The 16,666-nt window shown below is 66.2% G+C and carries 12 protein-coding genes; 2 read left to right on the top strand and 10 right to left on the bottom strand.

What is annotated here, in order from left to right; genetic code table 11:
* Positions 1-188 precede the first annotated feature (188 nt).
* From QW845_RS08190 to QW845_RS08155, 8 genes are all read right to left on the bottom strand, one after another.
* Complete coding sequence (locus QW845_RS08190; RefSeq protein WP_315801093.1) at positions 189-1,079, bottom strand: crotonase/enoyl-CoA hydratase family protein; 891 nt, start codon at positions 1,077-1,079, stop codon at positions 189-191.
* Between the two features lie 356 nt (positions 1,080-1,435).
* Positions 1,436-2,872: an amidase gene (locus tag QW845_RS08185; protein ID WP_315801092.1), complete on the bottom strand. Its 1,437-nt coding sequence runs from the start codon at positions 2,870-2,872 to the stop codon at positions 1,436-1,438.
* A 65-nt stretch (positions 2,873-2,937) separates the two neighbouring features.
* Complete coding sequence (locus QW845_RS08180) at positions 2,938-4,101, bottom strand: M20 aminoacylase family protein (RefSeq protein ID WP_315801091.1); 1,164 nt, start codon at positions 4,099-4,101, stop codon at positions 2,938-2,940.
* A gap of 22 nt (positions 4,102-4,123) precedes the next feature.
* Positions 4,124-5,623 carry a M81 family metallopeptidase gene (locus QW845_RS08175; protein WP_315801090.1) on the bottom strand — a complete coding sequence of 500 codons (1,500 nt, stop codon included), beginning with the start codon at positions 5,621-5,623 and terminating at the stop codon, positions 4,124-4,126.
* A 248-nt stretch (positions 5,624-5,871) separates the two neighbouring features.
* Complete coding sequence (locus tag QW845_RS08170; protein WP_315801089.1) at positions 5,872-7,518, bottom strand: ABC transporter ATP-binding protein; 1,647 nt, start codon at positions 7,516-7,518, stop codon at positions 5,872-5,874.
* A 133-nt stretch (positions 7,519-7,651) separates the two neighbouring features.
* Positions 7,652-8,542 (bottom strand): ABC transporter permease, encoded by an 891-nt coding sequence (locus QW845_RS08165; protein ID WP_315801088.1) that lies wholly within the window; start codon positions 8,540-8,542, stop codon positions 7,652-7,654.
* Positions 8,543-8,554: 12 nt separating this feature from the next.
* Complete coding sequence (locus QW845_RS08160) at positions 8,555-9,496, bottom strand: ABC transporter permease (protein WP_315801087.1); 942 nt, start codon at positions 9,494-9,496, stop codon at positions 8,555-8,557.
* 391 nt (positions 9,497-9,887) lie between these two features.
* On the bottom strand, positions 9,888-11,018 hold the full coding sequence (locus tag QW845_RS08155; protein WP_315801086.1) for a M20/M25/M40 family metallo-hydrolase: 1,131 nt from the start codon (positions 11,016-11,018) through the stop codon (positions 9,888-9,890).
* A gap of 269 nt (positions 11,019-11,287) precedes the next feature.
* On the opposite strand from QW845_RS08155, the gene QW845_RS08150 reads away from it, so the two are divergent.
* Positions 11,288-12,901 (top strand): ABC transporter substrate-binding protein, encoded by a 1,614-nt coding sequence (locus QW845_RS08150; RefSeq protein WP_315801085.1) that lies wholly within the window; start codon positions 11,288-11,290, stop codon positions 12,899-12,901.
* A gap of 98 nt (positions 12,902-12,999) precedes the next feature.
* On the opposite strand, the gene QW845_RS08145 is transcribed toward QW845_RS08150, so the two are convergent.
* The gene (locus tag QW845_RS08145) at positions 13,000-13,140 is read right to left on the bottom strand and encodes a hypothetical protein (protein WP_315801084.1); all 141 of its coding nucleotides are present in this window, start codon (positions 13,138-13,140) and stop codon (positions 13,000-13,002) included.
* A gap of 263 nt (positions 13,141-13,403) precedes the next feature.
* Between QW845_RS08145 and QW845_RS08140 the strand changes: the two genes are divergently transcribed.
* A complete protein-coding gene (locus tag QW845_RS08140; RefSeq protein WP_315801083.1) occupies positions 13,404-15,014 on the top strand; it encodes an ABC transporter substrate-binding protein in 1,611 nt (536 codons plus the stop codon).
* 127 nt (positions 15,015-15,141) lie between these two features.
* Here QW845_RS08140 and QW845_RS08135 read toward each other — a convergent pair whose 3' ends face one another.
* Positions 15,142-16,545 carry a methyl-accepting chemotaxis protein gene (locus QW845_RS08135; RefSeq protein WP_315801082.1) on the bottom strand — a complete coding sequence of 468 codons (1,404 nt, stop codon included), beginning with the start codon at positions 16,543-16,545 and terminating at the stop codon, positions 15,142-15,144.
* Positions 16,546-16,666: the final 121 nt, after the last annotated feature.

Here is a 16,666-nt window from a genome sequence, read left to right as displayed (position 1 = left end):
GATCGGCGCGCGCCGTGCCGCGCGCTTGTCCGGGACGACACCGAGGGTGGGGTTGGCACCGCTCGCCGTCATCGCGAGCGAAGCGAAGCAATCCAGGGCTAAGACGGGACTCTGGATTGTTTCGTCGTGGAGCCTGTCATCGGGCCGCGCTTTGCGCGGACCCGTTTGCTCCTCGCAATGACGGACGACTACTTGTACTCCCGCTCGTCCCACCACGGAAAATAATCCGGCATATCAGCCGTCACCGTGTTCTTGAACTGCGCCGGGCGCTTCTCCAGGAAGGACACCACGCCTTCCTTGACGTCGTCGGAGCGGCCGCGCGCGTAGATGCCGCGGCTGTCGACCTTGTGCGCCTCCATCGGATCGTCGGCGCCCATCATGCGCCACATCATCTGGCGGATCAGCGCGATCGACACCGGCGCGGTCTTCTCCGCGATCTCGCGCGCAAGCGCTCGGGCGGTCGGCAGCAGATCATCCGGCGGCACGACCTTGCTGACGAGGCGGCCGGCGAGCGCCTCCTGCGCCGGAAACACGCGGCCGGTGTAGCACCATTCCAGCGCCTGCGAGATGCCGACGATGCGTGGCAGGAACCAGCTCGACGCCGCCTCCGGCACGATGCCGCGCTGGGAGAACACGAAGCCGAACCGTGCAGCGTCCGAGGCAATGCGGATGTCCATCGCAAGCTGCATGGTGACGCCGATGCCGACGGCGGGACCGTTCACCGCGGCAATCACCGGCTTCAGCGACTTGAAGATCCGCAACGTCACCTGGCCGCCGCCGTCGCGCACCTGCGGATCGGAATAGTCGACGCGACCGTCGGCATGGCGCTTCACCGGACCGCGCTTGGCATCGCGGTCGAAGGTGTCGGCACCAGACGAAAGGTCTGCACCGGCGCAGAACGCGCGGCCCGACCCGGTGACGATGATCGCCCTGACGCCGTCGTCCTTGTCGGCGCGGTCGAAGGCGTCGATCAGTTCCTCCATCATGGTGCCGGTGAAGGCGTTGAGCTTCTCCGGGCGGTTGAGCGTGATGGTGAGGATCTTGTCGACGACGTCATAGAGAATGGTCTGGTAGGCCATGGGGTTTCCTGGTTAGCTGTTGTTATTAGTTAGGCGAGCCAAAAATCCCGCCGTCATTCCGGGGCACGCCCGAATGGCGTGAGCCCGGAATCCATAACCACGATCGTGAGTATGGATTCCGAGTGCGTGCTTCGCACGCCCCGGAATGACGACGCAAACTAAGACCCGCGACGTGACCACAATAGTTCAGCGTTGCGCGGCGGCAAAGACCCGATAAATCATTCCGCAGCATGGAAAGGCGTAAGGCAACTCGCCCATTCCTGCACCCAAGACTCGCTGATAACGCAGCGTCATCTTGTTTCAATGGGCGACGTCGCAGTGATAATCCGCGCTCACGCGTGGGGATAGCTCGTCGTCTAATGGGCGGATGGTTGTGAAGCCGGAGCCTTTGGCCATGGCCGCTGCTCGCCGCGTAATCCCTCGAACGTCTTGGCCATCCCGAGCACGCCGACATCGTCGAAGCGGCGGCCGACGATCTGCAGGCCGATCGGGAAGCCGTCGGAGTCGTAGCCGGCATTGACGGAGATCGCCGGGTTCTCCGACATGTTCCACGGTACGGTGTAGGTGATGTGCTCGAACGGCGCCTGCGGGTCGTTGACCGGCGAGGCGAACTCGGCGGGGAATTTCACGCCGGGCGAGACCGGCGAGATGATGTAGTCGTAGTCGCAGAACAGTCTTGCTGCGGCGGCGCGTAGCGCCATCGTGACGTTGAAGCCTCTGACGACTTCGACGCCGGAGAGCGCGGCGCCGCGCTCGGCCCATTGCAGGATGTAGGGCAGGGTCTTGGCGCGCACCTCGGGCGCCAGCCGCGCCAGATCGTCCCACAGCCGCGCACGCCAGAAATTGTCGAGACCGTCGAGCATCTCGCGCGTCAGGAAGCCCTTGACCTCGCTGATTACGGCGCCGGCGTCCTCGAACGCTCTGGCGGCCGCCAGCGTCGTCGCGCGCACCGGCTCCTCGAGCGGCTGGCCGACGCCGCCGAGATCGAGCATCAGGCCGATGCGCAGCTTGCGCACCGGCTTCTCCGCGATCTTCCAGTGCAGGTCCGAGGGCGGCAGGCTGGTGCCATCGCGCCTGTCCGGCTTGGACAGCACGCTCATCATCAGCGCGGCATCGTCGACGATGCGTGTCATCGGGCCGGCAACGCGGCCGACATAGGGCGGATCGATCGGCACGCGGCCGAAGCTCGGCTTGAGGCCGACGAGGCCGCACCACGACGCCGGCAGCCGAATCGAACCGCCGATGTCGGTGCCGACATGCAGCGGACCGTAGCCCGCGGCGGCGGCGGCACCCGCACCGGCGCTCGAACCGCCGGGGTTCATGCGGAGATCCCATGGATTGCGCGTCAGCGGATGGAAGCTCGACAGTCCCGACGACAGCATGCCGTAGTCTGGCATCGTGGTCTTGGCGAAGATGATCGCGCCGGCCTCGCGCAGCCGCGCCACCGGCGGCGCGTCGGCGGCGAGCGGCGTGCGCGTGACGCTGGCTGCGCCGAGCGGCATCGGCTGGCCCTTGGTGGCGAGATTGTCCTTCACCGTCGCCGGTACGCCGTCGAGCACGCCGGCCGGCTCGTCATTGGCCCAGCGCTCGGTCGAGGCTTTCGCCGCCGCTCGCGCGGCGTCGGTGTCGAGCAGGTACAGCGCCTTGATATCAGGCTCCCACGCCGCCACGTGCGCCAGCACCTCGTCCATCACCTCGGACGGCGAGAACTGGCGCGCGCGGTAGCCGGCGATCAGGTCGACGGCGGAGAGATCGTGAAGCGAGGTGATGTCGTCCGAGACGGGCTTGTGCATGCTGGTGCTCCCACGCCGAAGTTCATCTCGATCTGCCGCCCGCTCATTGACGTATGTCAGTCGCGCTAGGCTGCCTTAAGGCGCGTCTCGATGATGCGGGCGAACATGCTGGCGCCGATCGGCAGGATCTTGTCGTCGAGCACGTAGCCGGGATTGTGCACCGGCACCGAGCCGTCATGGCCGACCCAGAAATAGGCGCCCGGAATCGTCTGCAGCATGTCGGCGAAATCCTCGCTGCCCATCTTCGGCGTCGAGCGGGTCAGCACCTTGGACGGCTCGACCACGGTTCGCGCGACCTGCTCGACGACCTTGGACTGCTCCTCCTGGTTCACCAGCACGCTGAACGTGTCGCGGATGTCGACATCGATCTCGCAATTGAACGCCGCCGCCATGCCGGCGCAGATCGCGCGCATGCGCTCGCGCACCAGCGCACGCACGGGGTCCGAGAACGCGCGCACGGTGCCGCACAGCCAGGCATCGCCGGGAATGACGTTGTAGGCCGAGCCGGCATGGATCTGGGTGATCGAGACCACGGCGGCCTGCAGCGGCTCGACGTTGCGGCTGACGATGGTCTGGATCGCCTGGGCCACGCTGGTGGCAATCACCACCGCGTCCTTGGAGCGCTCGGGCATCGCGCCGTGGGCGCCGTAGCCGGAGATCCGGATGTCGAAGAAGTCGGCGCCGGCCATTGCGGGACCGGGCAGGATCGCGATCTCGCCGTGCTCCAGGTCCGGCGCGTTGTGCAGGCCGTAGAGTTCGTCGCAGGGAAACTTCTGGAACAGGCCGTCCTTGATCATCGCGCGTGCGCCGCCGAGTCCTTCCTCCGCCGGCTGGAAGATGAAGTGCACGGTGCCGTCGAAGTTGCGGGTCTCGGCGAGATAGCGCGCCGTGCCGAGCAGCATCGTGGTGTGGCCGTCATGGCCGCAGCCGTGGAAACGGCCGGGGATGGTCGAGCGCCACGGCAGGTTGGTGTTCTCCTCCATCGGCAGCGCATCCATGTCGGCGCGCAGGCCGATCTTCCTGCCGCTGTCACCCTTGCCCTTGAGCACGCCGATCACCCCGGTGCCGCCGAGACCGCGATGCACCTCGATGCCCCATTGCGCGAGCTTCTCGGCGACGATGCCGGAGGTGCGCGTCTCCTCGAAGCCGATCTCGGGATGGGCGTGCAAGTCGCGGCGGATGGCGGTGAGCTCGTCGGCGTAACCTTGGATGCGATCGATGGTCGGCATGGGTGCGTTTCCGTTGAGAGGTTTATGCGTTGAACGCCGGGCCTTTCGGCTTGAGGCGGATGCCCGGACGCAAGCTGGTCCAGGGCAGGGTGGAGGGATCGGCGGGCATCGCGCCGGGCGCGGCGCAGATCAGGAGATGTTCGGCGATCGGTTCGAAATCGGCGCGGAAATGCACCGAGCTCTTGTTGACGAGAATGGCCTGTTCGGTCGGCTCGATGCCGACGAAGCGATACATTTCCTGGTCGGCGAGCTGGGACTTGTGCGAGGCCACCACGACCCTGACGTCGCCGATGCGCAGTGCCGCGGACGGTCCCATCTCCATCTTGCGACCGCCGTAGAATGGGCCGGGCGCGACGAAACGGCCGTCGGAAATCTTCTCGACGATGAAGCTTTCCTCGAACGGCGCATCGCCGGGAATGCCGCTCTTGCCGCCGAGCGACAGCGTCACGGTGGCCCCTTCGCCGGCTGCATGGGCGGCGAGCGCCGCCTGCGGATCGTAGATCATGCCGATCGCGGCACGGCTGGCGCGGTTGCGCACCAGCGCGCGCAGCATGCCGGTGGTGTCGGAGTCGCCGCCGGCGCCGGGATTGTCCTGGGTGTCGGCGATCACGATCGGGCGCGTCGCCGTCTTCGCCAGCGTCATGGCATGGCGTACGCCGTCATCGGGCGCGTAGATGCGGCCGTCGAAATCATCCTCGTGGCCGGTGACGATCGCCGCGATCGCATCCGCCGCGGCGTCCGCGTCGGCCTGCGTCCGGCCATAGGCGAACACGCTCGGGCCGCAATGGGCGAAATCGGCGGCGGGAAAGCCGGGCGCGAAGGACAGTGTCGGCACCGCCTCGCTCTGCAGCGCCGCGAGCTTCTCGTAGATGCCCTTGGTCGGCTGGTCGTTGGTGCACTGCCAGCTGATCGGGATCAGGAACGGCAACTGCCGGAATGCCTTGGCAAGCGGCTCTTTCGACCGCAGCAGCAGCGCGAGATGCTCCGCCGACGCGCGTCCGGTGTCGGCCATGTCGGTGTGTGGATATTTGCGATAGGCGATCAGCGCATCCGCATGCGCCATCATCTCGGGCGTGACGTTGGCGTGCAGGTCGAGGCTCGCGACCAGCGGCACGTGCGGGCCGATCACCTTGCGGATACGGGCGAGGATCTCGCCTTCGCCGTCGTCGAGATGCTCGGTCACCATCGCGCCGTGCAGATCGAGATAGACGCCGTCGAGCGGCCCGGCAGCCCTGATGCGATCGACCATCGTGGTCGTGATGCGCTCGAACGCATCCCGGGTGACATGTGCGGAGGGGCTCGCCGCACAGGCGATGGTGGGAACGATCTCCCAGCCGTTCGCTTCCGCGACCGCGATGAAGCCGGCCTGGCCGGCATTGATGCCGCGCATCGTCGTGAGCACGGAGGTCGCATCAACGATCGAGCCGCGGCCGCCGCCATGCATAAACGCGTCGTAGTCCGCTTTCGTCGGAGCGAATGTATTGGTCTCGTGCAGGAAGCCGCCGATCGCGACGCGCGTCATTACTTCGCCTCAGGCCGTTGAACGTATGATGACGTTAGACCCGGGTTCGCGGCCCACGCAAGCGATGGAGCGATGCCGTTTTGCATGCCGCTAACGCGTAGCCCGGATGAGCGGACGCCTGCGCCCGAAGGGCGAAGGCGGGAGCGACATCCTGGTTCAGCGCCGCAGTTCGTGAGATCCCGCATGTCGCTGGCGCCGCCGCGCGTTCCGCGCGCCGGCTTTCGCTCATGCGGGCTACGGCAGCGCTGCTACGCCACCGCTTCCGCCACCGGCCGGAAGTTGGCAAAGTCCCAGTTCCGTCCGGGGGCCGCTTCGAGCAGGGACCTGGTATAGGCCTCCTTCGGATGCGTCAGGATCTCGCCGGCCGGGCCCTGTTCGACGATGCGGCCCTTCTGCATCACGACGACGTCGTCGCAGATCTGCGCGGCAACGCGCAGATCATGCGTGATGAACAGGATCGCGATCCCGAGCCGGCGCTGGATCTCGTCGAGCAGCTCCAGCACCTGCGCCTGCACCGACACGTCCAGTGCAGAGACGGCTTCGTCCGCCACCAGCACGTCCGGATCGAGCGCGAGCGCGCGTGCGATCGCGATGCGCTGGCGCTGGCCGCCGGAGAACTGGTGCGGATAGCGCGAGATCGCGTCCGCGGGCAGGCCGACCAGCTCCAGCAGCTCGCGCGCCCGCGCCATCGCCTTATCGTGCGACGTGCCGTAATTGACGGGCCCCTCGGCGATGCTCTCGCCGACGGTGAGGCGCGGGTTGAGTGAGCGGTAGGGATCCTGGAACACGATCTGGATGCGCTTGCGGTGCGGCTGCAGCAGCCGCCGCGTCAGGATCGAGATCTCGTGGCCGGCAAGGCGGACGCCGCCGGAGGTCGGATCGATCAGCCTGACGATGCAGCGGGCCACCGTCGACTTGCCGGAGCCGCTCTCGCCGACGATGCCGAGCGTGCGGCCCTTGCGCAGGGTGAGGGTGACGTTCTGCGCGGCGACGACCTCGCGCGCTTTGCCGAGGAACGAGCGCTCGCGATAAACCTTGCCGAGCTCGTTGGTCTCCAGCACCACCGGCTCGGTGCTCTCAGGGCGGGGCGGGCGCGGGATCAGGCTGGGCACGGAGGCCAGCAGGTTGCGCGTGTAGTCCATCTCGGGCGCGCGCAGGATCTTGTCGAGCGCGCCGGTCTCGACCAGGCGCCCCTGGCGCATCACCGCGACGCGGTCGGCGATCTCGGCGACCACGCCCATGTCGTGGGTGATGAACAGCACCGCCGTGCCGTGATCGCGCTGCAGCTCGCGGATCAGCGACAGGATCTGCTTCTGCGTGGTGACGTCGAGCGCGGTGGTCGGCTCGTCGGCGATCAGCAGCTTCGGCTCGAGCACCAGCGCCATCGCGATCATGATGCGCTGGCGCTGGCCGCCGGACAGGCGATGGGGATAGGAGCCGAAGATTCGCTCGACGTCGGGCAGGTGGACCTGCTCCATCATGTCGAGGATGCGCTTGCGCCGCGCCCGTGCATCGAGCGACGTATGCGCGCGCAGCACCTCGTCGATCTGGCGGCCGACCGGCACGACCGGATTGAGCGCGGTCATCGGCTCCTGGAAGATCATCGCCATCCGGGTGGCACGCAGCTCACGCAGCCGGCGATCGGTCGCGGTGAGCAGCTCTTCGCCGACCAGCTTGACGCTGCCGCCGACGGCATGCAGCGCGTTCTTCGGCAGCAGGCCCATCGTGGTCAGCGAGGTCACGGACTTGCCCGAGCCGCTCTCGCCGACGACGCAGAGCGTCTCGCCTTTCTCGACCTTGATCGAGACGCCGTCGATGATGCGCGGGCCGTTCGGGTTCTTCGTCTTGCCGACGGTGACGACGAGATTGTCGATGTCGAGGATGGTGTCGGTCATTAGGTCAGGTCTCCGCCGTCATTGCGAGGAGCGAAGCGACGAAGCAATCCAGAGTCGCGGGCGTGGCCCTGGATTGCTTCGCTTCGCTCGCAATGACGAAAAGTGAGATGATCATCTGGGCTAAGCGGTGCCGTCACTTGCCGGCCTCGCGCTGCTTCATGCGCGGGTCGAGGGCGTCGCGGGCGGCGTCGCCGATCAGGTTGATCGACAGGATCGCGATCGACAGCAGCAGGCCGGGCCAGAAGATCAGCGACGGCTTGATCTGGAAGTAGGAGCGGCCCTCGGCCATGATGTTGCCCCAGGTCGGCGTCTCCGGGCTGATGCCGGCGCCGAGGAACGACAGGATCGCCTCGGTGAGAATCGCGGCGGCGCAGATGTAGGTGCCCTGGACGATCAGCGGCGCGATCGTGTTCGGCATCAGGTGCCGCCACATGATCTTGGGCATCGACGTGCCCAATGAAATCGCGGCCTCGACATAGGGCTCCTCGCGCGCGGTCAGCACGACGGAGCGGACGAGGCGAGCGACGCGCGGGATCTCGACGATGGTGATCGCGATCATCACGGTGCCGACGCTGGCGCCGGACAGCGACACCACGGCGATGGCGAGCAGGATGCTCGGGATCGCCATCAGGCCGTCCATCACCCGCATCATGATGGCGTCGACCCAGCGGAAGAAGCCGGAGACGAGGCCGATCACCAGGCCGATCGCGATCGAGATGATCGCCGCGCCGACGCCGACCAGAAGCGAGATGCGGCCGCCATAGATCGTGCGCGACAACAGGTCGCGGCCGTAGGCGTCGGTGCCGAGCAGATATTGCGCGCTCGACGGCTTGAGCCGCTGCGCCGGCGCGAGCAGCACCGGGTCGTGCGGCGCCAGCAGCGGCGCCAGGATCGAGATGATCACGATCAGCGACAGGCACACCGTGGCCACGGCGATGATCGGGGTCGAGGTCAGAAAGCCGAACCGGGGCCCGAGTCGCGTGGTGACCGGGATCGACGGCTCAGGAGTGGTGACGATTGCCATCGGAACAGGGCCTCAGTAGCGGATGCGGGGATCGAGCAGGGTGTAGGCGAGGTCGATCAGCAGATTGACCGCGAGATAGATGAAGGAGGTCAGAAGGATCATGCCCTGGATGACCGGATAGTCGCGCGCCAGCACGGCGTCGACGGTGAGGCGGCCGATGCCCGGCAGGTTGAACACGCTCTCGGTGACCACGACGCCGGAGATCAGCAGCGCGAAGCCGGAGCCGATCACGGTGATGACGGGCACCGCCGCATTGCGCAGCGCGTGCCGCAGCAGCACCGCGATCTCGCTGACGCCCTTGGCGCGGGCGGTGCGCACGAAGTCCTCGCCGAGCACATCGAGCATCGCGGCGCGCGTCATGCGCGCGATCAGTGCGACGTAGATGAAGGACAAGGCGCAGGTCGGCAGGATGATGCGCTCGAAGAACGGGCCGAAGCCGGCGCTGAGACTCTTGAAGCCCTGAACGGGGACCCAGCGCAGGTTGATCGCGAACACCTGGATCAGGATGTAGCCGATGACGAACACCGGCACCGAGAAGCCGATCACCGAGAGCGCCATCACGAAACGATCGATCCAGGTGCCGTGCTTCCAGGCCGCGATGACGCCGAGCGGGACGGCGACGAGGATCGACAGGATGATGGTCGAGATCGCGACCGAGATCGACGGCTCGATGCGCTGGCCGATCATCTGCAGCACCGGCACCTTCGAGATCAGCGAGACGCCGAGATCGCCATGCAGCAGCTGATTGATCCAGGTGAAGAACTGGATGTAGAGCGGCTCGTGCAAGCCGAGCGTGATGCGGATGCGCTCGAGCTGCTCCGGAGTCGCGTTGTCGCCGGCGAGAATCGCGGCGGGATCGCCCGGCGTCAGCCGCAGCAGGAGAAAGACGAACAGCGCCACCACGCCCATCACGGGGATGGACGCGAGGATGCGGCGAAGCAGATAACCGATCATCTTGAGAGAACCGCCTTCATGGTGCTGGGGCGACGCGCGCAACGTCGTGAGAGAGTGTGCATGTCACCGATGTCCATCGCTTTCAAGGTCTCCGATGTGCGCTCGCCCGCTCCTGCGCGCAGGATGACACGGTGTTCGTGATCCGCGCGAACCATCGCATTTGCGAACAATGTCGCAGCACTTTTGCGGCGAACCTTCTCGGAAACTTTGCAAGCCGCATGCCATCATGCGCGCGCTGCGGAGTGATTGTCCACTCGCCCCGTGCAGGTCCCGGAAAATGAAACCGTGCTGCTGCGCAGCGTAGCCCGGGCGAGCGCAGCGACCGCGCCGACGAGCGGGACCCGCATGTCGCTGACGCTCATGCGGGCTGCGCGCCGTCGCGTGCCGCGATCTAGTCGAGCGTCGCGAGCAGTCCCGCCATCAGGCGGCCGCGCTCGGCGAGGCTGTCGATCTCGATGTGCTCGTTCAGAGTGTGCATGTCGGTGCCGCGCACCCCTAGGCCGTCGAGGGTTGGAATGCCGAGCGCGCCGGTGAAATTGCCATCCGAGCCGCCGCCTGCCGAGCCGTGCGGCAGCGACAGGCCGAGCTGCTCGGCGATTCCGCGCGCCTTGTCGTACAGCGCCATGGTTCCGGAATCCGGCTCCCACACCGGCCGCGTCACGCCGCGCGTCACCTTGAAGGTCACGTCGTCGGTGGTGCCGGACAGGGCGAGCATGCGCTCCACGCCGCGATCGAGATCGGCCTGCCGTTTCGCCATGCTGAGCGCTTCGCCGGTGGCGGTGGTGGCGACGCAATTGACCCACTGGCCGCCATGCACGATGCCCACCGAGAAGGTGCAGTCCTCGGTCGTCATGCCGTCGATGGCGAGGATCTGTCGCGCCATTTCCCGGATCGCGGAACGGCCCGCGCCGAGCCGTGCGCCGGCATGGCTCGGACGTCCGATCGCCTCGAGATTGAAGCGGGCGATGGCATAGCGGCCGGTCACCACGCCATTGTCCTGACGGCCCGGCTCGGGCACCAGCACGTATTTGTTGCGCTGCGCCTCGGCTTCGATGATGTCGCGGGTCGAGGGCGTGCCGACCTCCTCGTCAGGCGTGAACAGGACGGTGATCGGCAGCGGCGTGGCGATGGACGCCTTGCTCAACTGGCGGATCGCTTCCAGCGAGAGATAGTTGCCGCCTTTCATGTCGCAGATGCCGGGCCCGTAGCATCGGTTGCCGTCGCGGCGCCACGGCAGCTTGGCCAGCGTGCCGACGGGGTGAACGGTATCCATGTGGCCGGCGATCAGGATGCCCGGCTCGCCCTGCCGCGGGTGCGGGAATCGCGCGCGCACGCAGCCGGCGAAGCCCTGGCGTCCGGCGATGCGCTCGATCGTCGCACCCATGATCGCCATGTCGCGCGCGGCAAGATCCAGCATGCGCTCCACCGCGGCGGCGTCCCAGGTCGGACTTTCGCATTCGACCCAGCCGCGCAAGCCCTGCAGCATGATGTCGGTATCGAAGGGAAGATGGGCTGGATTCATTTGTGCTCTCTCAAGGCTTTGTCGCGATCTCATGACACGAGACGGAGTTGCGCGCGCCTTGTAAAGCGAAAGCTATGCAGACGTTAACGGCATTCTCAGCCCAGGGCCGCATGCGCTGAATGCGGATTGACGCGAAAGGCGACCTCTGCAACTGTCGAAAGCTCGCGACTTACAGCATGTTAGTTCGCACAAGGATTGATCTGCACGCCCAACGAATGGTCTGGATCTGATCAGTTTCAGGTCAAACCATCCACTCAGGAGACCTCGTAATGTTCCACAGCCCGCGCTGGAAACGTCTGACGCTCGCGACGAGCCTCGCCGTTTCCATGCTTTCGCTCTCGACGGCGCTGAGCACCCAGGCCATCGCAGCCGGCAAGAAGACGATCACGGCGGTGATGCATTCGGATCTGCGCGTCATCGATCCCGGATTCACGACGGCCTACATCACCCGTGACCATGGCTACATGGTCTACGACACGCTGCTGGCGACCGATTCGAATTTCAAGGTCCAGCCGCAGATGGCGGATTGGAAGATCTCCGACGACAAGCTGACCTACACCTTCACCCTGCGCGACGGCCTGAAATGGCATGACGGCACGCCGGTGACCGCCGAGGACTGCGTCGCCTCGCTGAAGCGCTGGGGCCGCAACGACGGCATGGGCCAGAAGCTGATGGACTTCACGGCGAGCCTCGAGGCTGCGGATGCCAAGACCATCGTGCTCAAGTTGAAGGAGCCCTATGGACTCGTCCTGGAGTCGATCGCCAAGCCGTCCTCGCTGGTGCCGTTCATGATGCCGAAGCGTCTCGCCGAGACGCCGGCGGGCCAGCAGATTCCCGAGCAGATCGGCTCGGGCCCGTTCAAATTCGTCAAGGCGGAATTCCAGCCGGGCGTGAAGGCGGTGTACGAGAAGAACACCGACTACGTGCCGCGCAAGGAGCCGGCGAGCTGGACGTCCGGCGGCAAGGTGGTGAAGGTCGACCGCGTCGAGTGGATCACGATGCCGGATGCGCAGACCGCGGTGAACGCGCTGCAGTCAGGCGACATCGACTTCATGGAGAACCTTCCCTACGACATGCTGCCGGTGCTGGAGGCGAACTCCGAGCTCAAGATCGACGTGCTGAACAAGTTCGGCTTCCAGACGCTCGGCCGCATGAACTTCCTCAACCCGCCGTTCGACAACGTGAAGGTGCGCCGCGCGGCCTTCCTCGCGCTGAACCAGAAGGACGTGCTCGACGCGCTGGTCGGCAATGAGAAGTATCAGAAGATCTGCGGCGCCGTGTTCGTGTGCGGCACGCCGCTCGAGACCGACGTCGGCGCCGAGACGCTGATCAAGGGCAACGGCATGGCGGAAGCCAAGAAGGCGCTTGCCGAGTCCGGCTATGACGGCACGCCGATCGCGATCATGGCGCCGGGCGACGTCACCACCCTGAAGGCGCAGCCCGTGGTGGCGGCGCAACTGTTGCGCGAGGCCGGTTTCAAGGTCGACCTGCAGGCCACCGACTGGCAGACCGTGGTGACGCGGCGCGCCAGCCAGAAACCTGTGAAGGAGGGCGGCTGGAACATGTTCTTCACCAACTGGGTCGGCGCCGACGTCGCCAATCCCGTGGTGAACGTCTCGGTCGGCGGCCGCGGCACAAAGGGCGGCTGGTTCGGCTGGGCCGAGGATGCCGAGATCGAGAAGCTGCGCGACGCCTATGCGCGATCGTCCTCGCTCGACGAGCAGAAGAAGATCGCCACCGAGATCCAGAAGCTGAACTACGAGAAGGTGATCTACATCCCGCTCGGCCAGTATCTGGTACCGAGCGGCTGGCGCAAGTCGCTGAGCGGCGTGCTCGACGGCCCGGCGACGCCGCTGTTCTGGAACGTCGACAAGAGCGAGTAGGCGGCGAACGCACTCGTGATGCAAACAAAGACGCGGCGAAGTGGAAACTTCGCCGCGTCTCTTTTTTGTTCCCGCATTCGCCCGTGCGTGAGCGCCCTTCAGCAGTGCGGATCGCGCACCGCTTCGAGACCCTCGACCATCAAGGGCGGGCTGATCTGATCCTGGGACGGGTTCTTCTCGGTGCGGATCGGCATGGCCGGACGTCGGCTGTCCCGCGGTTTGGTGACTTCATTCGGCATCATCAGGCTCCTTGCTGCTGCGCATAACAGACCGGGAGCCGCCGAGTTCCAGATGGCGGGACGTGATCGACGCAATCGCGATATGTGCATCCGCGTGATGCGGCGACCCATGCGCCCATGGCGATTGACCTGCGAGGGAACTGCTGCAAGTCTCCTCGCCGAGACTGTTCGCTGAAGCGTTTGCAGACGCGACGCAGGACGCCTCGTCAGGCCTTGATCGGTGTCAGGGCCCCCGGATGGAAGCTCACGCCAAGAGAGATCGCATGTCACATACTCCGCGCCGGACCGCATCCGCGCTCGTTTCATGGTTCGTCGCTTCGGTCATGGCCGTGTCGATGGCGGGCGTCACGACCGAGGCCTTCGCCGGCAAGAAGACGATCACGGCGGTGATGCATTCGGACCTGCGCGTGATCGATCCCGTGTTCACGCCGGCCTACATCACACGCGACCACGGCTACATGGTGTACGACACCCTGCTCGGGACGGACGCCAAGTTTCAGGTCCAGCCGCAGATGGCGGACTGGAAGGTCTCCGACGACAAGCTGACCTACACCTTCACCCTGCGCGACGGCCTGAAGTGGCACGACGGCACTGATGTCACCGCCGAGGACTGCGTCGCCTCGCTGAGGCGCTGGAGCCGCAACGACAGCATGGGCCAGAAGCTGATGGAGGCGACCGCCTCGCTCGAGGCCACCGACGCCAAGACCATCACCTTGAAGCTGAAGCAGCCGTACGGCCTGGTGCTGGAATCCATCGGCAAGCCGTCGTCCTACGTACCGTTCATGATGCCGAAGCGTCTCGCCGAGACGCCCGCGAACCAGCAGATCTCGGAGCAGATCGGCTCCGGACCGTTCAAGTTCGTCAAGGCGGAATTCCAGCCGGGCGTGAAGGCGGTCTATGAGAAGAACATCGACTACGTGCCGCGCAAGGAGCCGCCGAGCTGGACCGCCGGCGGCAAGGTGGTGAAGGTCGATCGCGTCGAGTGGGTCTCGATGCCCGATGCGCAGACGGCCGTCAACGCGCTGCAGGCCGGTGACATCGACTTCATGGAATTCCCGCCGCTCGACCTCGAGCCGGTGCTCGCCGGCAATCCCGATCTGTCGATGAACGTGCTGAACAAGTTCGGCTACCAGACCCTGGGACGCATGAACTTCCTGTTTCCGCCGTTCGACAACGTGAAGATCCGCCGTGCGGCCTTCCTGGCGCTGAACCAGAAGGACGTGCTCGACGCGCTGGTCGGCAACGCCAAGTACTACACGATCTGCGGCGCCGTGTTCGGCTGCGGCACGCCGCTCGAATCCGACGTCGGCTCGGAGACGCTGGTGAAGGGCAACGGCATGGAGCAGGCCAAGAAGCTGCTGGCCGAGGCCGGCTATGACGGCACGCCCGTCGTGATCCTCGCGCCGGGCGATGCGATCACCCTGAAGGCGCAGCCGGTGGTCGCTGCGCAGCTCCTGCGCGCCGCCGGGTTCAAGGTCGATCTGCAGACGACGGACTGGCAGACCGTGGTGACGCGGCGTGCCAGCCAGAAGTCGCCGAAGGAGGGCGGCTGGAACATGTTCTTCACCAACTCGGTGATCGCCGACTCCGGCAATCCGATCGGCAGCACCTTCGTCGGCGCACGCGGCCAGAAGAGCCCGTTCGGCTGGCCCGACGATCCCAGGATGGAGGAGCTGCGCGACGCCTTCGCCAAGGCCACCAAGCCGGAGGACCAGAAGCGGATCGCCGCCCAGATTCAGCAGGAGGTCTACGATCAGGTGATCTACGTGCCGCTCGGCCAATGGTTCATGCCGAGCGCCTGGCGCAAGTCGATCACCGGCGTGCTGGAAGGGCAGGCCGTGCCGGTGTTCTGGAACGTCGAGAAGAGCGAGTAGCGGAGGTCGTGTAGCCCGCATGAGCGCAGCGACATGCGGGTTCGCCACCGCCGTGCGTGAGATGCGTAGCCCGGATGTCGCTGCGCTCATCCGGGCTACGCATCTCACGCGGAACGACGATCTTCAATCACGCCTTGATCTGGTCCAGCGCCGCCAGCACCTCGCTGGATGCGACCTCGACCCGGCCGATCTCATTGAGCGCTTCCTCGATGTGCCCTGAGCTGAACAGCCGCGCCGCTTCCTTGCCGTGGCGGTGCACCGCCTCGTGCGGGCGCTCGAGGTTGCGGAATGCCGGATCCCCGGCCAAACGCCGACCGCCTTCGCCATAGTACCATTTGCCGAGCCGGCACGTGTGATGATCGGAGAGCTCGTCGGCGCGCAGTTGCAGCCGGCCGACCGACATGTCGACCAGCCGCTTTTTCCAGATCACATGGTCGGCCTTGGCCAGTCTCACCACCTGGTGGTCCAGCGAAAGCTTGGCGATCTCGCCCAGCATCTTGCCGACCTTCGCGTCCGTCTTGCCCATGGTGTCCGCGAGCGACATCACCTCGTTGGCATTGGCGGTCGCGAGATCGGCGATGATGGTGATGCCCTGTGCGACCTCGTCGGTCGCGGCGGACTGCTCGGCGAGAATGCCGGAGATTTCGTCCATCTTGGTGCTGACCACCGCGGTCCGGGTGCCGGCCTGATCGATCGCCTGCGCCAGATCGTCCATCTCGGACATGCCGACCTCGACCGCCTTGGCGCCGCCGGCCATGGCCTCGACGATGCCGCTCATCTCGCCCTGCAGCCGCTCGATGCGGCCCTTGATGTCCTCCGTCGCCTTGGTCGTCTGCTGCGACAGGTTCTTGACCTCGGCCGCAACGACGGCGAAGCCGCGTCCGAACTCGCCGGCGCGCGCCGCCTCGATGGTGGCATTGAGCGCCAGCAGGTTGGTCTGGTTGGCGATCGCGTCGATGGTGCCGACGATGGATCCGATCTCGGCGGAGGCGGCGCTGAGATCGGCGATCTTTGCCGAGGTGTCGCGCACAGAGCTGGCGATGCCGTTCATCGTCTGCAACGTCCGCCGCACCGCGGTCACGCTGTCCTCGACGGCCTGGCGGGTCGCGGCGGCCTCGGCTGCAGCCTGGGTCGACGTCGCCCGGATGGTGTGCACGGAGGCCTGCATCTCCACCGAGGCCGAAGCGAGGCTCTGGCAGCGCTCGGATTGATTGTTGGAGGCGCCGATCAGGCGCGCCGCGCTGATCGAGGCTTCGTTGCTGTTGATGCAGAGGTCGACGATGGAATCCAGGTCCTGGGAGGCGCGGGTGGCCAGCGCGATGCCCAGGCGATGGATGGCCTCGATCAGTTGCGGCTTGAGCCTGGCACGTAGCGCGGCAGCGTCGACATCAGCGACATCGCGGTTGAGCCTGCCGTCCGCCCAGTCGCCCAGGCACCGCGCCAGCGTGTCCTGGAAGGCGTCGTGTGCGTCCGTGTCGGGGGCGGGCGGGGCATCCGACGGTTCGTTCTTTCGGCTGCGGAATCCCAGCATCGTGCCTCTCATTGATGGCGAGCCCCGGCTGGCCTCGGAACGTCGCACGCAGGTGATCGACTCGGAACGCCGGCAGCCGTTGGTTCCACCGTGGTTCGGTTGTGGTTAACGGCGGGTTTCT

The sequence above is a fragment of the Bradyrhizobium sp. SZCCHNS3002 genome (assembly GCF_032377435.1).
In the GTDB taxonomy this organism is placed as follows: domain Bacteria; phylum Pseudomonadota; class Alphaproteobacteria; order Rhizobiales; family Xanthobacteraceae; genus Bradyrhizobium.
This window is presented reverse-complemented; position numbering and strand designations above follow the sequence as displayed.

Coding starts and splice junctions, on each gene's coding strand:
- QW845_RS08160 (WP_315801087.1), bottom strand. CDS start 9,496: ATGATCGGTTATCTGCTTCGCCGCATCCTCGCGTCCATCCCCGTGATG.
- QW845_RS08150 (WP_315801085.1), top strand. CDS start 11,288: ATGTTCCACAGCCCGCGCTGGAAACGTCTGACGCTCGCGACGAGCCTC.
- QW845_RS08165 (WP_315801088.1), bottom strand. CDS start 8,542: ATGGCAATCGTCACCACTCCTGAGCCGTCGATCCCGGTCACCACGCGA.
- QW845_RS08185 (WP_315801092.1), bottom strand. CDS start 2,872: ATGCACAAGCCCGTCTCGGACGACATCACCTCGCTTCACGATCTCTCC.
- QW845_RS08175 (WP_315801090.1), bottom strand. CDS start 5,623: ATGACGCGCGTCGCGATCGGCGGCTTCCTGCACGAGACCAATACATTC.
- QW845_RS08180 (WP_315801091.1), bottom strand. CDS start 4,101: ATGCCGACCATCGATCGCATCCAAGGTTACGCCGACGAGCTCACCGCC.
- QW845_RS08190 (WP_315801093.1), bottom strand. CDS start 1,079: ATGGCCTACCAGACCATTCTCTATGACGTCGTCGACAAGATCCTCACC.
- QW845_RS08140 (WP_315801083.1), top strand. CDS start 13,404: ATGTCACATACTCCGCGCCGGACCGCATCCGCGCTCGTTTCATGGTTC.
- QW845_RS08155 (WP_315801086.1), bottom strand. CDS start 11,018: ATGAATCCAGCCCATCTTCCCTTCGATACCGACATCATGCTGCAGGGC.
- QW845_RS08135 (WP_315801082.1), bottom strand. CDS start 16,545: ATGCTGGGATTCCGCAGCCGAAAGAACGAACCGTCGGATGCCCCGCCC.
- QW845_RS08145 (WP_315801084.1), bottom strand. CDS start 13,140: ATGCCGAATGAAGTCACCAAACCGCGGGACAGCCGACGTCCGGCCATG.
- QW845_RS08170 (WP_315801089.1), bottom strand. CDS start 7,518: ATGACCGACACCATCCTCGACATCGACAATCTCGTCGTCACCGTCGGC.